Annotated in this window: 12 protein-coding genes; 2 read left to right on the top strand and 10 right to left on the bottom strand. The window is 72.2% G+C overall.

Going from position 1 to position 14,134, the window contains the following annotated elements:
• The 3 genes from aroB to B0I28_RS14895 all read right to left on the bottom strand — a co-directional run bounded on the left by aroB (position 1) and on the right by B0I28_RS14895 (position 3,277).
• Positions 1-1,557: a 3-dehydroquinate synthase gene (aroB, locus tag B0I28_RS14905; RefSeq protein ID WP_106364625.1), complete on the bottom strand. Its 1,557-nt coding sequence runs from the start codon at positions 1,555-1,557 to the stop codon at positions 1-3.
• A 73-nt stretch (positions 1,558-1,630) separates the two neighbouring features.
• Positions 1,631-2,809 carry a chorismate synthase gene (gene aroC / locus B0I28_RS14900; RefSeq protein WP_106364624.1) on the bottom strand — a complete coding sequence of 393 codons (1,179 nt, stop codon included), beginning with the start codon at positions 2,807-2,809 and terminating at the stop codon, positions 1,631-1,633.
• A gap of 114 nt (positions 2,810-2,923) precedes the next feature.
• On the bottom strand, positions 2,924-3,277 hold the full coding sequence (locus B0I28_RS14895) for a cupin domain-containing protein (RefSeq protein WP_146148122.1): 354 nt from the start codon (positions 3,275-3,277) through the stop codon (positions 2,924-2,926).
• A 220-nt stretch (positions 3,278-3,497) separates the two neighbouring features.
• Between B0I28_RS14895 and B0I28_RS14890 the strand changes: the two genes are divergently transcribed.
• Positions 3,498-4,769, top strand: a complete 1,272-nt coding sequence (locus tag B0I28_RS14890) for an ABC transporter substrate-binding protein (protein ID WP_106364789.1) — start codon at positions 3,498-3,500, stop codon at positions 4,767-4,769.
• A gap of 64 nt (positions 4,770-4,833) precedes the next feature.
• Here B0I28_RS14890 and B0I28_RS14885 read toward each other — a convergent pair whose 3' ends face one another.
• Genes B0I28_RS14885 through iolC form a run of 7 tightly spaced genes read right to left on the bottom strand, consistent with a single transcriptional unit; the run spans position 4,834 to position 12,838 of the window.
• Positions 4,834-5,832, bottom strand: a complete 999-nt coding sequence (locus tag B0I28_RS14885) for a Gfo/Idh/MocA family protein (RefSeq protein WP_106364623.1) — start codon at positions 5,830-5,832, stop codon at positions 4,834-4,836.
• Between the two features lie 30 nt (positions 5,833-5,862).
• On the bottom strand, positions 5,863-6,786 hold the full coding sequence (locus B0I28_RS14880; RefSeq protein ID WP_106364622.1) for a TIM barrel protein: 924 nt from the start codon (positions 6,784-6,786) through the stop codon (positions 5,863-5,865).
• 13 nt (positions 6,787-6,799) lie between these two features.
• Positions 6,800-8,296, bottom strand: a complete 1,497-nt coding sequence (locus B0I28_RS14875; RefSeq protein ID WP_106364621.1) for a CoA-acylating methylmalonate-semialdehyde dehydrogenase — start codon at positions 8,294-8,296, stop codon at positions 6,800-6,802.
• A 10-nt stretch (positions 8,297-8,306) separates the two neighbouring features.
• Entirely contained in the window at positions 8,307-10,181 is a 1,875-nt protein-coding gene (gene iolD / locus B0I28_RS14870) for a 3D-(3,5/4)-trihydroxycyclohexane-1,2-dione acylhydrolase (decyclizing) (protein ID WP_106364620.1), read from the bottom strand.
• Positions 10,178-10,999 carry a 5-deoxy-glucuronate isomerase gene (gene iolB / locus B0I28_RS14865; protein ID WP_245888984.1) on the bottom strand — a complete coding sequence of 274 codons (822 nt, stop codon included), beginning with the start codon at positions 10,997-10,999 and terminating at the stop codon, positions 10,178-10,180. The genes iolD and iolB overlap by 4 nt, the downstream gene beginning before the upstream one ends.
• Complete coding sequence (locus B0I28_RS14860) at positions 10,996-11,868, bottom strand: Cgl0159 family (beta/alpha)8-fold protein (RefSeq protein ID WP_146148111.1); 873 nt, start codon at positions 11,866-11,868, stop codon at positions 10,996-10,998. Before B0I28_RS14860 ends, iolB begins: the two co-directional genes overlap by 4 nt.
• Positions 11,858-12,838 (bottom strand): 5-dehydro-2-deoxygluconokinase, encoded by a 981-nt coding sequence (gene iolC, locus B0I28_RS14855; RefSeq protein WP_106364619.1) that lies wholly within the window; start codon positions 12,836-12,838, stop codon positions 11,858-11,860. Before iolC ends, B0I28_RS14860 begins: the two co-directional genes overlap by 11 nt.
• Positions 12,839-13,024: 186 nt before the next feature.
• On the opposite strand from iolC, the gene B0I28_RS14850 reads away from it, so the two are divergent.
• Complete coding sequence (locus tag B0I28_RS14850) at positions 13,025-14,077, top strand: LacI family DNA-binding transcriptional regulator (RefSeq protein WP_245888983.1); 1,053 nt, start codon at positions 13,025-13,027, stop codon at positions 14,075-14,077.
• Positions 14,078-14,134: the final 57 nt, after the last annotated feature.

Genomic DNA, 14,134 nt, shown 5'->3' with positions numbered 1-14,134 from the left:
TCATGCGGTGAGCCTCTCATAGGCCTCGCGCTGCTGCGCGGCGGTCACGTCGTCGACGACGACCGGCGCGGCGAGGGCGTCGAGGAGCACGAAGCGCTGGGTGGCGCCGGTGTTCTTCTTGTCGATCTTCATGACCTGGAGGAGGTCGTCCCAGCGGCCGCCCTCGTAGGCCGTGGGCAGGCCGAGCGATTCGAGGACCGCCTTGGTGCGGTCGACGAGGTCGACGCGGCCGGTGATCGCGTTCAGGTGCGCGGCGTAGACCATGCCGACGGCGACGGCGTCGCCGTGGCGCCAGCGGTACTTTTCCAGCTTCTCGATGGCGTGCGCGAAGGTGTGGCCGTAGTTGAGGATCGCGCGCAGGCCGCCCTCCTTGAGGTCGGAGGCGACCACTTCGGCCTTGACGGCGATGGCGCGCTCGACGAGTTCGGCGACCACCGGGTTCGCGGCGTCGAGCGCGGCCTCGGGGTCGCGTTCGACGAGGTCGAGGATGACCGGGTCGGCGATGAACCCGGCCTTGACGACCTCGGCGAGGCCCGCGGCGAGGTCGCGGCGCGGGAGGGTCGCGAAGTTGTCGAGGTCCACGAGGACGGCGCGCGGCGGGTGGAAGGCGCCGACGAGGTTCTTCCCGGCGGCGGTGTTGACGCCGGTCTTGCCGCCGACGGCCGCGTCGACCGCGCCGAGCAGCGAGGTCGGGACGTGGACGACGGCGACGCCGCGGAGCCAGCAGGCGGCGACGAACCCGGCGAGGTCGGTGACCGCGCCCCCGCCGACGCCGACGACGAGGTCGGTGCGGGTGAAGCCCTCGGCGCCGAGCGCGTCCCAGCACTGCTCGGCGACGGCGACGGTCTTGCCGTCCTCGGCGTCGGGCAGCTCCATGAGCGTGGCCTCCACGCCGTCGGGCAGCAGGGCGCCCACCCGCTCCGCGAGCAGAGCGGTGCTCTCGGTGTGGAGCACGGCGACGCGCGCGGCCTTTCCGAGGAACTCGGGGAGCCGGTCGACCATGCCGCGGCCGATGAGGACCGGGTAGGGGGTCTCGGCGTCGCCCACGACGACGGTGCGGACGGCGAGCTTCGCGGCGATCTCGGCGGTCAGGTCGGCCACGTCCCTTCCGGTGGTGTCGACCTCGATGTCGGCGACCTCGCGGTAGAGCGGCAGCCGCTCCTCCAGGAGGCGGCGCAGCGTGGCCCGCGGGTTGACGGCGAGCAGCGGTCGGCCCTTGTCGATCTCGTTGCGGCGCACGGCTTCGGCGAGGTCCACGCGGAGGTGGACGACCGGCACGTCGGCGAGGAGCTTGCGGGTGGACTCGGCGAGGACGGCGCCGCCGCCGAGGGCCAGGACCCCGTCGTGCTCGGCCACGGCCCGGCGGACCGCTTCGCGTTCGAGCGCGCGGAAGTGCTCCTCGCCGTCGTCGACGAAGATGTCCGCGATCGGCTTCCCGGCGGTGGCGACGATGTCGGCGTCGGCGTCGCGGAAGTCCGCGCCGAGCGCCTCGGCCAGCGCGCGGCCGACGGTGGTCTTGCCGGACCCGGGCGGCCCGACGATCACTACGAGACTCATCAGCGTTTACTCCGTTTTGGGGAAGGCGAGCGCAGCGAGCCGGCTCGGCGGGGCGACGGGTGCGGGCCCATCGCTACTTCACCCGCAGGTGCTGAAGGTAGTTCTCGTAGTTGCGGCGGGATTCGCCGACGGAGTCGCCGCCGAACTTCTCCAGCGCGGCCTCGGCGAGGACGTAGGCGACCATGTGCTCGGCGACGACGGCCCCGGCGGGGACCGCGCAGACGTCGGAGCGCTGGTTGATGGCCTCGGCGGCCTGACCGGTCTCCGTGTCGATGGTGCGCAGGGGCCGCGTCAGGGACGAGATGGGCTTGAGCATCGCGGAGACGCGGAGCGGCTGGCCGGTGGTGATGCCGCCTTCGAGGCCCCCGGCGCGGTCGGTGAGGCGCTCGACGCCGTCGGGTCCGGGGACGATCTCGTCGTGGGCGGAGGAGCCGCGGACGGCGGCCTGCATGAGGCCGTCGCCGATCTCGACGGCCTTGACGGACTGGATCGACATGAGGGCGGTGGCGAGGCGCGCGTCGAGCTTGCGGTCCCACTGGACGTGGGAGCCGAGCCCGGGCGGGAGGCCGTAGGCGAGGACCTCGACGACGCCGCCGAGGGTGTCGGCGTCCTTCTTGGCGGCGTCGACCTCGGCGACCATGCGGGCGGACGCCTCGGGGTCCATGCAGCGCAGCGGGTCGGCGTCGACGGCCTCGAAGTCGGCGGGGGTGGGCACGAGGCCGTCCTTGGCGCGGACGGGGCCGAGGGCCTTGACGTGGGAGACGATGTCGATGCCGAAGGCCTGCTTGAGGAAGGCCTTGGCGGCGGTGCCGCCGGCGACGCGGGCGGCGGTCTCGCGGGCGGAGGCGCGCTCCAGGATCGGGCGGGCGTCGACGTGGTCGTACTTCTGCATGCCGGCGAGGTCGGCGTGGCCGGGCCGGGGCCGGGTGAGGGGGGCGTTGCGGGCGACGCCGTCGAGTTCGGCGGGGTCGACGGGGTCGGGGGCCATGACGGTCTCCCACTTGGGCCACTCGGAGTTGCCGACGCGGATGGCGACGGGCGAGCCGAGGGTGCGGCCGTGGCGGAGGCCGCCGATGAAGTTGACGACGTCGGCCTCGAACTTCATGCGGGCGCCGCGGCCGTAGCCGAGGCGGCGGCGGGCCAGTTCGGCGGCGACCGCCTCACTGGTCAGTTCGATACCGGCGGGCAGGCCGTCGATCGTGACCACGAGTTCGGGGCCGTGGGACTCTCCAGCTGTCATCCATCGCAACACGCGTCAAGTCTGCCACCTGTGCCAGTGTGACCCCGCCCCTGGTGGGAATCGCGTCCCAGGGTCCGGACGCGCGCGGGGCCGCCCCCGTCGCGGAGGCGGCCCGGTGCCGCGCGGTCAGCGGTTGTCGAAGGCCTTGCCGAAGTCGAGCAGGACGACCTTGCCGCCGCCGACGACCTCGGCGTCGTGCCCGGCCGGGATCTCGAACGCGTCGCCCGCGTGGATGTCCTGGTCGGTGCCGTCGTCCATGTGGACGCGCAGGTGCCCTTCGAGGCAGTAGCCGAGATGGTGGACCTGGCAGGTGTCGGTCCCGGCCATCGGCTTGACGTCGGTGGACCAGCGCCAGCCGCGCTCGAACTCGGCGAGTTCGATCGGCATGCCGTCGAGCATGACCATGTCGCGGTGGCCGTGGCCGCTGAGGTCGACGTGCTCGTCGGGCTTCCCGAAATTCTTGACCGTCAGATGGTTCATGATGGTCACCCCCTAATCGAGTCTATGACCGTTTCGCGAGCCGCATTCGCATTCCCGCGCACGGGATCCGACCGGAAGGGTGAGGCCGTTCTGGCCGGTCGGCGCGGTTTCGGGGGCTGCGGGAACGCAAGTTACCGCCTAGTATCCCTGGGTACGGGCCGCCGTCCCCATCGCTGTTCCCCCATCGCGGCGCCCGCACGACCACGAAGAGGTGATCGACATGCGGACCCCCGCGAAGACGTCGAGGACTGCGGCGGCCCTGGCGGTCGCGGCGGCCCTCGGCTTGACGGCCTGCACGGGCCAGGAGGAGGAGCCGGAGGCGACCCCCGGCGTCACGGACACGACGGTGACCATCGGGACGCACCAGCCGCTGTCGGGCCCGGCGGCGGCCGGGTACTCGGCGGTGTCCGCGGCGACCTCGGCGTACTTCGCGTACGTCAACGACCAGGGCGGCGTGAACGGCCGGACCATCGAGTACCTGGTGAAGGACGACGCGTACGAGCCGCAGCGGACCAACGAGGTGGTGACCGAGCTGGTCGAGCGCGACGACGTGCTCGCGGTCGTCAACGGCCTGGGCACCCCGACGCACTCGGTGGTCCTGGACTACCTCGCCGAGGAGGGCGTGCCGGACCTGTTCATCGCGTCGGGCTCCCGGATGTGGAACCAGCCGGCGTTGTACCCCAACGCGTTCGGGTACAACGCGGAGTACACGACAGAGGGCGCGGCGCTCGCGCGGTACGCGGTCGAGCAGGAGCCGGGCGCGACGGTGTGCGTCCTGGGCCAGAACGACGACTACGGCGAGGGCCTCCTCGAAGGCGTCGAGGCGGTCATGGGCAGCAACGAGATCACCGAGATCCAGACGTACACGACGGCCTCGCAGGACCTGACCGACCAGATCGGGACCCTCAAGGGCGCCGGATGCGAGGTGAACATCCTCGCCACGATCAACGGGTACACGGCCCTCGCGGTCGGCACGGCCGCGCAGATGGACTGGTTCCCGCAGTGGTACGTGTCGTCCTCGGGCGCCGACTACCCGACGCTGGTGGGGCACCTCGGCGAGGAGGCCGCCGCGCAGCTGCTGGAGGGCATGGTGTGCGTGAACTTCCTGCCGTTCGGGTCCGGCAGCGAGTGGACGGCGCTGTTCCGGCAGATCAACGAGGAGTACAACGGCGGCGCGCCGTTCACGGCGAACACGGTCCTCGGCATGAGCGTCGGGTACCTGTTCGCAGAAGCGCTCGCGAAGGCCGGGGACGACCCGACCCGCGAGTCGCTGATCGCGGCGGTCGAGTCGGGCGCGGTGCTGGGCAACGGGATCGTGCCGCTGGCGTTCAGCGCCGCGAACCACGGCGGGTACGGCACCGTGGGGATCATGACCGTCGAGGACGGCGTGCAGGACTACAACGGCACGACCTACCAGGTGGAGGTTGGGCAGGTCAGCGAGGTCGAGGCGGACCCGGTGCCGCTGGTGAACGGCGGCATCCCGACCGGGTGAGCGGGAACGGGCCCGGCCTCGCGGCCGGGCCCGTCCTTCTTAACCCCAGAGCAAAGTCGTTGCGTTACTTGTAGAAAGCCGGTCGCTCCGGCAGGTCGACCGGGACGACCGCGCCCGTCCGGCGGGCCTCGACGGCCGCGTTGGTGACCACGGTGGCCGCGTAGCCGTCCCAGGCGCTGGGCCCGGCGGGCTCGCCCGAGCGCAGCGAGTCGACCCACTCCTGGAGCTCGGTGTCGAAGGCGTCGGCGAAGCGGCTCGGGAAGTCCTGCACGATCTCGTACGAGGCGCGCCCGGCGGCGCGGACCAGCGGCGCGGCCGGGTCGGGGAGGCGCACGGCGCCGGTCTCGCCGACGATCTCGCACTGGATGTCGTAGCCGTACTGGCAGTTCACGAACACCTCGACGTCCACGCGCGCCCCGGACGCCGTCTCCAGCAGCAGGATCTGCGGGTCGACCAGGTGCGGGAACCGCTTCGAGGTCGAGCGGGGCACCACGACCTGGACGCTCGCGAACTCCTCGCCGAGGAGCCAGCGCAGCACGTCCACCTCGTGGACGGCGGTGTCGACCATCGGCTTGTCCGAGTGGTACGACTCGGGCTGCGTCGGGTTGCGGTGCGCGCAGTGGGCCATGAGCGGGGCGCCGATGCCGCCCTCGTCGAGCACCGCCTTGATGGCGCGGTACCCGGCGTCGTAGCGGCGCATGAACCCGACCTGGACGAGGCGCTTCCCGTGGGCCTGTTCGGCTTCGAGGATGCGCAGGCCGTCGGCGGCCTCGGTGGTGAGCGGCTTCTCGCAGAACACGGGCTTGCCCGCGGCGATGCAGGCGAGCACCTGTTCGGCGTGGGCGGGACCCCACGAGGTCACGACGACCGCCTGGACTTCGGGGTCCGCGATGAGCTCCTCGGCGCTGCCGATCACGCGGGCCCCGGCGAGCGAGGCGACCGCGGCGGCGCGCTCGGGGTCGATGTCGGACACGGCGGTCACCTCCGCGCCCGCGACGGACCCGGCGAGGCGCCTGACGTGCTCTTCGCCGATCCAGCCGGTGCCGATCAAGCCGATCTTCATGGGTCCCGGTCCTTTCCTATGTGGTAGGTGTCAGCGCTGCTGGTGCCGGGCGCCGAGGCCGCAGCCGTTCAGGTACTCGCGGGTGCGGCGCGCGATCGGGAGTGGCACGTCGGGCTCGCACGGGTACAGGTCCTGCTCGACGATCACGAACAGCTCGGCGTCGAGCCCGGAGAGGGCGGCGACGATGTCGGCGGGGTTCGGGACCCCTTGGGGCGGTTCGACGCAGACGCCGCGCTTGACGGCCTCGCCGAAGCCCAGCCGCTCGTCGCGGACCTGGCGGAGGATCTCGGGGTCCATCTGCTTGATGTGGACGTAGCCGATGCGCTCGGCGTAGCGGGCGATCAGGTCGAGGTTGTCGCCGCCGCCGTAGGCGACGTGGCCGGTGTCCAGGCACAGGGAGACGTATCGGGAGTCGGTGCCGTCGAGGAACGTCTCGATCTGCGCCTGCGTGCAGATCTGCGTGTCCGCGTGCGGGTGGACGGCGATCCGGACGCCGTGCTCCTCGAACATCCGCTTCCCGATGCGGTTCGCGGTGGCGTGCACGGTCTTCCACTGGTCGGCGTCCCACTCGACGACGTCGTTGACCGCGTCGGTCTTCTCGTCGCGGAACAGCGGCGGGATGAACACCACGTGCCGCGCGCCCTGGGAGGCGGTGAGCGCGGCGACCTTCCCGACGAGGTCCACTGTGGCCTCGTACTGCTCGGGGCGGTGGAGGTTCCCGAAGACGGTGCCGCCGGAGACCTTCAGGCCGCGCTTGGCGAGTTCGTCGGCGAGGACGGCCGGGTCGGTCGGCAGGTAGCCGTAGGGGCCCAGTTCGAGCCACTCGTAGCCGGAGGAGGCGAGCTCGTCGAGGAACCGCGCGTAGGGGAGCTGGCGGTCGTCCTCGGGGAACCAGACGCCCCACGAGTCGGGGGCCGAGCCGAGGCGCAGGTTCGGGGCGGCGGAAGTCGGCATTGACGTGCTCCGTTCAGCTGGCGGTCGGGAAGTGGAACGCGGCCTCGACCGACTGGCGCACTTCGGGCCAGCGGGAGGTGACGGTCTTGGCACGGGTGTAGAAGCAGACGCCTTCGGGGCCGTGGATCGGCGAGTCGCCGATGAGGGAGTCCTTCCAGCCGCCGAAGGAGTAGTAGGACATGGGGACCGGGATGGGGACGTTCACGCCGATCATCCCGACCTTCACCTCCCGCTGGAACCGCCTGGCGGCGGCGCCGGAGGAGGTGAAGATCGCGGTGCCGTTGCCGTACGGGTTGGCGTTGATGAGCGCGATCGCCTCGTCCACGTCGGCGGCGCGGGCGACGGCGAGGACCGGCCCGAAGATCTCCTCGTCGTAGGCGGCCATGCCGGGCGCGACCCGGTCGAGGACGGTGGGGCCCACGAAGAACCCCTCCTCGTGGCCGGGCACGGTGAGGCCGCGGCCGTCCACCACGGGCACCGCGCCCTGGTCGATCCCGGCGCCCACGAGCGCGGTGATCCGGTCGCGGGAGGCGGCGGTGACGACCGGGCCCATCTCGGAGGCCGGGTCGTCGCCGGGGCCGACCTTGACCGCTTCGGCCTTGCGGCGCAGCACCTCCACGAGCGCGTCGCCCGCTTCACCGACGGCGACGCCGACGGAGACGGCCATGCAGCGCTGGCCCGCGGAGCCGAACGCGGCGGCCGTCAGGTGGTCGGCGGCGAACTCGATGTCCGCATCGGGGAGGACCACGGCGTGGTTCTTCGCGCCGCCGAGGGCCTGGACGCGCTTCCCGGCGGCGGTGGCCCGCCCGTGCACGTACTTCGCGATCGGCGTGGAGCCGACGAACGAGACCGCCGCGATACCCGGGTGGTCGAGGATCGCGTCCACGGCGGCCTTGTCGCCGTGGACGACGTTGAACACGCCGTCGGGGAGCCCGGCGTCGGCGTACAGCTCGGCGATCCGGTTGGAGACGGACGGGTCGCGCTCACTGGGCTTGAGGATGAAGGTGTTCCCGGTGGCGATCGCCATGGGGTGCATCCACATCGGGACCATGATCGGGAAGTTGAACGGGGTGATCCCCGCGCACACCCCGAGCGGCTGGCGGAAGTTGAAGACGTCCACCCCGCCGGAGACCTGGTCGGAGTAGGAGCCCTTGAGCGCGTCGGCGATCCCGCACGCGTACTCCACGACCTCGCGGCCGCGCACGATCTCCCCGCGGGCGTCGTCGACGACCTTGCCGTGCTCGGCGGAGATGAGCCGCGCCAGCTCGTCCTCGTGGCGCACCAGCAGTTCCCGGAAGCGGAACATGACCTTGGTGCGCTGCGAGAGCGACGAGTCGCCCCAGGCGTCGAACGCCTTCGCGGCGGCGGCCGCGGCCGCGTCCACATCGGCGGGTTCGGCGAGGAGCACCTCGCCGGTCGCCGCGCCGGTGGCGGGGTTGCGGACGGTGCCGGTGCGGGTCGCGGCGCCGCGGGTGAAGGCCCCGCCGATCCAGTGTTCGATGGTCGTCATCGCAGGTTCCTCAGAGGTAGTGGCGCTGGGCGCGCCTGCTGTCGGTGTAGGCGTCGAAGGCCGCGCGCGTCGAGTCCAGTTCGGACACTTCACTGACGGGCACGTCCCACCAGGCGCTCTGCGGCAGGCCCGGCGAGTGGGGGTCGGTCTCGACGTGGACCACAGTGGTTCTGGTGGCGGCCTTCGCGGTCGCCAAGGCGGCCTTGAACTCCGCGACGGTGGACGCGGTGAGGACGTTCGCGCCCAGGCTGGCGGCGTTGGCGGCCAGGTCGACCGGGAGCACATCGCCGTCGAGCAGGCCCGACCGCTCGTCGCGGTACCGGTACTTCGTGCCGAACCGCTGGGAGCCCAGCGATTCGGAGAGCGCACCGATCGAGGCGAAGCCGTGGTTCTGGACGATCACGATGACGACCTTCAGGCCCTCGGAGACGAGCGTCGGGATCTCGGAGGCGAGCATCAGGTAGGAGCCGTCGCCGACGAGCACGTACACGTCCCGGTCAGGGTCGGCGAGCTTGCAGCCGAGCCCGGCCGCGATCTCGTAGCCCATGCACGAGTAGCCGTACTCGACGTGGTACTGCTTCGGATCCCTTGAGCGCCACATCATCTGGAGGTCGCCGGGCATCGACCCGGCGGCGTTGATGACGACGTCCCGCTCCCCCATCGCGTCGTTCAGGGCCCCGAGGACCTCGGTCTGCGCCGGGAGCGGTGCGTGCCCAAGGTCCTTCGCGCGGTCGATGACGCCCTGCCACTCCGCGGCCAGGACACCGGCGCGGGCGGTCCACGCCTCGTCGGCCCGCCACTCCCCCAGGCCGCGGCCGAGGGCGGCTATCCCTGCGCGGGCGTCGGCGACGAGCATCGCCGCGCTGTGCTTGGCGGCGTCGAGGGCCGCGACGTTCAGGTTCACGAACCGCGCGTCCCCGAACACGGTGTGGGAGGCGGTCGTGAAGTCGGAGTAGCGGGTCCCGATGCCGAGCACCACGTCCGCTTCGGCCGCAAGGAGGTTCGCGGCCCGCGAGCCGGTCGAGCCGAGCGCGCCCACGGCCTGCGGGTGATCCCATTGGACCGAGCCGCGCCCGGCGTGGGTCTCGGCGACGGGGACGCCGTGCGCGGCGGCGAAGGCCCGCAGCTCCTCGGTGGCGCGGGAGTACACGACGCCGCCTCCGGCGACGATGAGCGGCCGCTGCGCCGAGCGCAGGACCGCAATGGCCGCTTCGAGTTCGGCGGCGTCGGGCTCGGGGCGCCGCACGGTCCAGACGCGTTCGCGGAAGAACTCGACCGGCCAGTCGTGCGCTTCGGCCTGCACGTCCTGCGGGAGGCAGAGCGTGACGGCGCCGGTCTCGACCGGGTCGGTGAGGACCCGCATCGCCGCCAGCGCGGACGGGATCAGCTGCTCGGGCCGCCAGACGCGGTCGAAGTACTTGGAGACGGGCCGGAACGCGTCGTTGACGGACACGTCCCCGGCCCTCGTGTCCTCCAGCTGCTGGAGCACCGGGTCGGGCGCGCGGGAGGCGAAGACGTCGGAGGGCAGGAGCAGCACTGGGAGCCGGTTGATCGTGGCGAGCGCGGCGCCGGTGACCATGTTGGTGGAGCCTGGACCGATGGAGGCGGTGCAGGCGTAAGTGGAGAGGCGGTCGGAGGCCTTCGCGTACGCGGCGGCGGCGTGGACCATGGCCTGCTCGTTCCGGGCGAGCAGGTAGGGCATGTCCGCACTATTGGTGCGGGCGGCTTGGAGGAGGGCCTGTCCGAGTCCGGCGACGTTGCCGTGGCCGAAGATGCCGAAGGTGCCGTTGACGAGTCGGCGGCGTTCACCGTCGCGCTCGGTCCACTGGTTCGCGAGGAAGCGGACGAGGGCCTGGGCGGTGGTGAGGCGGACTGTCGCGGTCATCGGGTCTCCCAGGTCGAGCGGATCCAGGCGTGGGCGGGGTCGTCGGTGATGCGCCAGGCCCGCTCGTCGCCGGGGCCGGCCATGACGTTGAGGTAGAAGAGGTCGTAGCCGGGGGCGGCGGCGCTGGGTCCGTGCCAGCCGTGCGGGACCAGGACCACGTCGCCGGAGCGGACCTCGGCGTTGACGTCGATGGGGCGATCGGGGGTGCCGTAGACGCGGTGGAACGCGAAGCCTTCGGGGCGGTCGATCTCGAAGTAGTAGATCTCTTCGAGCACGGATTCGCCGTCGCGGTCCTCGTCGTGCTTGTGCGGCGGGTAGGAGGACCAGTTCCCGCCGGGGGTGACGACCTCGCAGACCAGGAGCCGGTCGGCGTCGAAGGTGTCCGGGAGGCAGTAGTTGCGGACCTGGCGGGCGCAGGTCCCGGCGCCGCGGTCCTCGACGGGGACGGCGTCGGCGGTGCCGTACCTGAACGGGAGCCGCCGCTCGCAGACCGCGGAGGCGAGGGCGAAGCGGCCGCCGGTGGAGGTGGCGACGGTGGCGTCGGCGTCCCTGGGGAGGTACGCGAAGTCGGCGGCGGCGGCGAAGACGTCGGGGCGGCCGTTGAGCGCGAAGGCGGACCCGTCGCAGGCGACCTCGCAGGACCCGGAGAGCGGGAGCACCAGGTGCTCGGCGTTCCCGGTCGGGAAGGCATGGGACGCATCGGGTTCGAGGTCGAGGATCTTGAGGCCGGAGTAGGTCCATCCGGCGGATTCGGGGGTGACGACCGTGTCGTAGAGGCCGTCCCCGGTCGAGCGGGCGGGCAGGTGGTATCGGTTCACAGCAGGTCCACCACTTTCTGGACGGCCGCGGCCACGTCGCCGTCGGCCGGGTAGAGGAGGGATCGTCCCACGGTCAGACCGATCGCGTTCGGCGCTTCGAGCGCTTGGCCCCATTTGTCGCGCTGGGCGTCGAGGTCGGCGACCTCGCCGCCGAGGAGGACCACGGGCAGGGTGGTCGCGGCGGCGACACGGGCGGAGTCGGGGGCGGTGGGGAGCTTGAGCCAGGTGCGGGCGCTGGTGGCGCCGAGCCCGGAGGCGATCGCGACGGACCGGATGACGGCTTCGGTGGAGAGGTCGTTGACCACGGTGCCCTCGCGGCGGGTGGAGATGAAGGGCTCGACCATGGCGATGAGGCCGCGCGAGGCGAGGTCGTCGACCGCGTGCGCGGTGGCTTCGAGGATCGACGGCGTGGCCGGGTCGGCGTAGTCGATGCGGGTGAGGGTCTTGCCGCCGTCGAAGCCGAGGCGCTCGATCCCGGCGGCGGTCATGCCGGTGAACCGGTCGTCGATCTCCCAGGCGGCCCCGGCGAGGCCGCCGCGGTTCATGGACCCGAAGACGGTCTTGCCTTCGAGGGCGCCGAGCAGGAGCAGGTCTTCGAGGATGTCGGCGGTGCCGAGGACGCCGGTGCAGCCGGGGTTGTCGAGGGCGGTGCGGAGGCGGTCGAGGAGGTCGGCGCGGTCGGCCATGGCGAGCGGGTCGCCGCCGGTGCCGAGGGCCCCGCGGGCGGGGTGGTCGGCGGCGATGACGAAGCACTTGCCGGTGGGACCGACGGGGCTCGCGGCGCGGGTGCGGGCGGCGGCGGCCTCGGCGACCGCTTCGGGGTGCAGGACGCGGGTGCGGGTGAGGAGCGCGAGTTCGTCAGCCCTCATCGGCGGCCTCCGCGAGCTTCGCGTCGACTTCGGCTGCCGTGGGCATCGCCGAGGAGCAGGCGAGGCGGCCCGCGACGATCGCTCCGGCGGCGTTGGCGCGGGCGATCACGGTTTCCAGGGGGAGTCCGGCGAGGAGCCCGTCCACAAGGGCCCCGCCGAACGCGTCGCCCGCGCCGAGGCCGTTGACGACCTCGACGGGCGCGGGCGGCAGCTCGACCTCGCCGGAGTCGTCCACGGCCAGCACGCCCTTCGGCCCCTGCTTGACGACGGCGAGCCGGACCCCCTTGTCGCGCAGGCGCTTCGCGGCCTCGCGCGGGTCGCGCACGCCGACGGCGACCTCCACTTCGTCGAGGTTGCCGACCGCGACGTCGGCGAACGCGAGCGCGCGCTCGATCCACTGCCGCCCTTCGTCGGGGCTGTCCCAGAACATCGGGCGCCAGTCGAGGTCGAGCACGGTGAAGCGGCAGGGGCGGCTCGCTTCGAGGGCCGCGAGGGTGGCGGTGCGGCTCGGCTCGGCGCACAGGCCGGTGACGGTGGCCCAGAAGACGTCGGCGGCGGCGACGGCCGCGAGGTCGAGGTCCTCGGCGGTCACGTTCAGGTCGGGGGCCTTGGGGAAGCGGTAGAAGTACAGCGGGAAGTCGTCGGGCGGGAAGACCTCGCAGAACGTGATCGGCGTGGGGTTGTGCGGGTCGGTGCCCACGAACCGGTCGTCGACCCCGAACTCCCCCAGCGCTTTGCGCACGTAGGCGCCGAACGGGTCGTCGCCGACCTTCGCGATGACCGCGGCGCGGCGCCCGTACCTGGCGGCGGCGACGGCCACGTTCGTCGGGGAGCCGCCCAGGTACTTGTTGAAGGACTCGACCTCGGGGAGGGCGACGCCGGTCTGCGCCGGGTACAGGTCGACGCCGATGCGGCCCATGGTGACGACCGCGAAAGGGCCTGTGCCCGTTCGCCGCTGCGGAGTCAACATTGCCTCCTCGGGGGCATGGTGGGGCGACCACCGGGAAGGGCGGTCGCCGTTTGGTACGAGAATGTCTGGTTAGCGCGCGCTACTAGAGCGCGCTAGTACCGTTAGAATGGCATGCGCCACGTCGCCCGGTCAAGGGGTCGCGTATGAAAAACTTCATTACGAGTAGATCGGAAGGACCACGACCCGATGACCCCCCCGAACCCGCGCAGAGGCGCCGACCGCTCCCCGGCACCGCGGTCGCGCAAGCCCACCATGGCGGACGTCGCCGCCGAGCTCGGCGTCTCCCGCGCCCTCGTGTCCCTCGTCTTCAGGGACCAGCCCGGCGCGAGCCCCGAGACGCGCGAGCGCGTCTTCGAGGCCGCCGCCCGCCTCGGCTACAAGCCCGACATGGCCGCGCGGCTCCTCGCGCGCGGCCGCAGCAAGGTGCTCGGCGTGCTGTTCACCGCGCGCAACCCCCACCACGTCGACCTCGTCGAGGCCATCTACCCCACCGCCGAGGAGCTCGGCTACGACCTGGTGCTCAGCGCCGCGGTCCCCAGCCGCGACGAGCAGAAGGCCATCGAGGCGCTCGTGGGCCACCGCAGCGAGGCGCTGCTGCTGTGCGGGCCGACGATCAGCGAGGAGGACATCGCCGATCTGGGAGCGCGACTCCCGGTCGTCGTCCTCGGGCGCCACCTCAAGAGCGCGCCCGTGGACATCGTGACCTCGTACGACCGGCCCGGCGCCCGCGAGGTCGTCGACCACCTCGTCGGCCTGGGGCACAGGGACATCGCGCACGTCGACGGCGGCTCGAAGCCCGGCGCGCCCGAGCGGCGCCGCGCCTACCGCGACGCGATGCGCGCCCACGGCCTCGCCGACCGGATCAGGATCATCCCCGGCAACCACACCGAGGAGGGCGGCCAGGACGCCGCGCGCGGGATGCTCGCCGACGACGCGGAGCTGCCGACCGCGGTGTTCGCCTCGAACGACCAGTGCGCAATCGGCCTGCTCGACGTGTTCACCCGGGCCGGGGTGAAGATCCCCGAGCAGGTCTCGATCGTCGGCTACGACGACTCGCACATCGCCGGGCTCAGCCACATCGACCTCACCACGGTCCGCCAGGACGTGCCGCGGCTCGCGCGCCTCGCCGTCGAGGCTGCGGACGAGCAGCTCAGGGGCGTGCGCGAGCCGGGCGCGACCTTGAAGCTGGAGTCGAAGCTGGTCGTGCGCGGCACGAGCGGGCCGCCGACCCAGCGCTGACCACTCCGCCTTGACATTCACGAATTTCAATGACAGGATGTGCGTGGAATCGCTCCC

Source organism: Glycomyces artemisiae, from assembly GCF_003002955.1.
Classification (GTDB): Bacteria; Actinomycetota; Actinomycetes; order Mycobacteriales; family Micromonosporaceae; genus Glycomyces; species Glycomyces artemisiae.
The sequence above is the reverse complement of the archived record's forward strand: the minus strand, read 5'-3'. Positions and strand labels throughout refer to the sequence as shown.

What these genes read in the sequence shown, in the direction of transcription:
- B0I28_RS14880 (WP_106364622.1), bottom strand. Translation starts at nt 6,786, where the DNA reads ATGCCGACTTCCGCCGCCCCGAACCTGCGCCTCGGCTCGGCCCCCGAC.
- B0I28_RS14860 (WP_146148111.1), bottom strand. Translation starts at nt 11,868, where the DNA reads ATGAGGGCTGACGAACTCGCGCTCCTCACCCGCACCCGCGTCCTGCAC.
- B0I28_RS14885 (WP_106364623.1), bottom strand. Translation starts at nt 5,832, where the DNA reads ATGAAGATCGGCTTGATCGGCACCGGCTGGATCGGCGAAGAGCACGTC.
- B0I28_RS14850 (WP_245888983.1), top strand. Translation starts at nt 13,025, where the DNA reads ATGACCCCCCCGAACCCGCGCAGAGGCGCCGACCGCTCCCCGGCACCG.
- B0I28_RS14890 (WP_106364789.1), top strand. Translation starts at nt 3,498, where the DNA reads ATGCGGACCCCCGCGAAGACGTCGAGGACTGCGGCGGCCCTGGCGGTC.
- iolD (WP_106364620.1), bottom strand. Translation starts at nt 10,181, where the DNA reads ATGACCGCGACAGTCCGCCTCACCACCGCCCAGGCCCTCGTCCGCTTC.
- B0I28_RS14895 (WP_146148122.1), bottom strand. Translation starts at nt 3,277, where the DNA reads ATGAACCATCTGACGGTCAAGAATTTCGGGAAGCCCGACGAGCACGTC.
- aroB (WP_106364625.1), bottom strand. Translation starts at nt 1,557, where the DNA reads ATGAGTCTCGTAGTGATCGTCGGGCCGCCCGGGTCCGGCAAGACCACC.
- iolC (WP_106364619.1), bottom strand. Translation starts at nt 12,838, where the DNA reads ATGTTGACTCCGCAGCGGCGAACGGGCACAGGCCCTTTCGCGGTCGTC.
- B0I28_RS14875 (WP_106364621.1), bottom strand. Translation starts at nt 8,296, where the DNA reads ATGACGACCATCGAACACTGGATCGGCGGGGCCTTCACCCGCGGCGCC.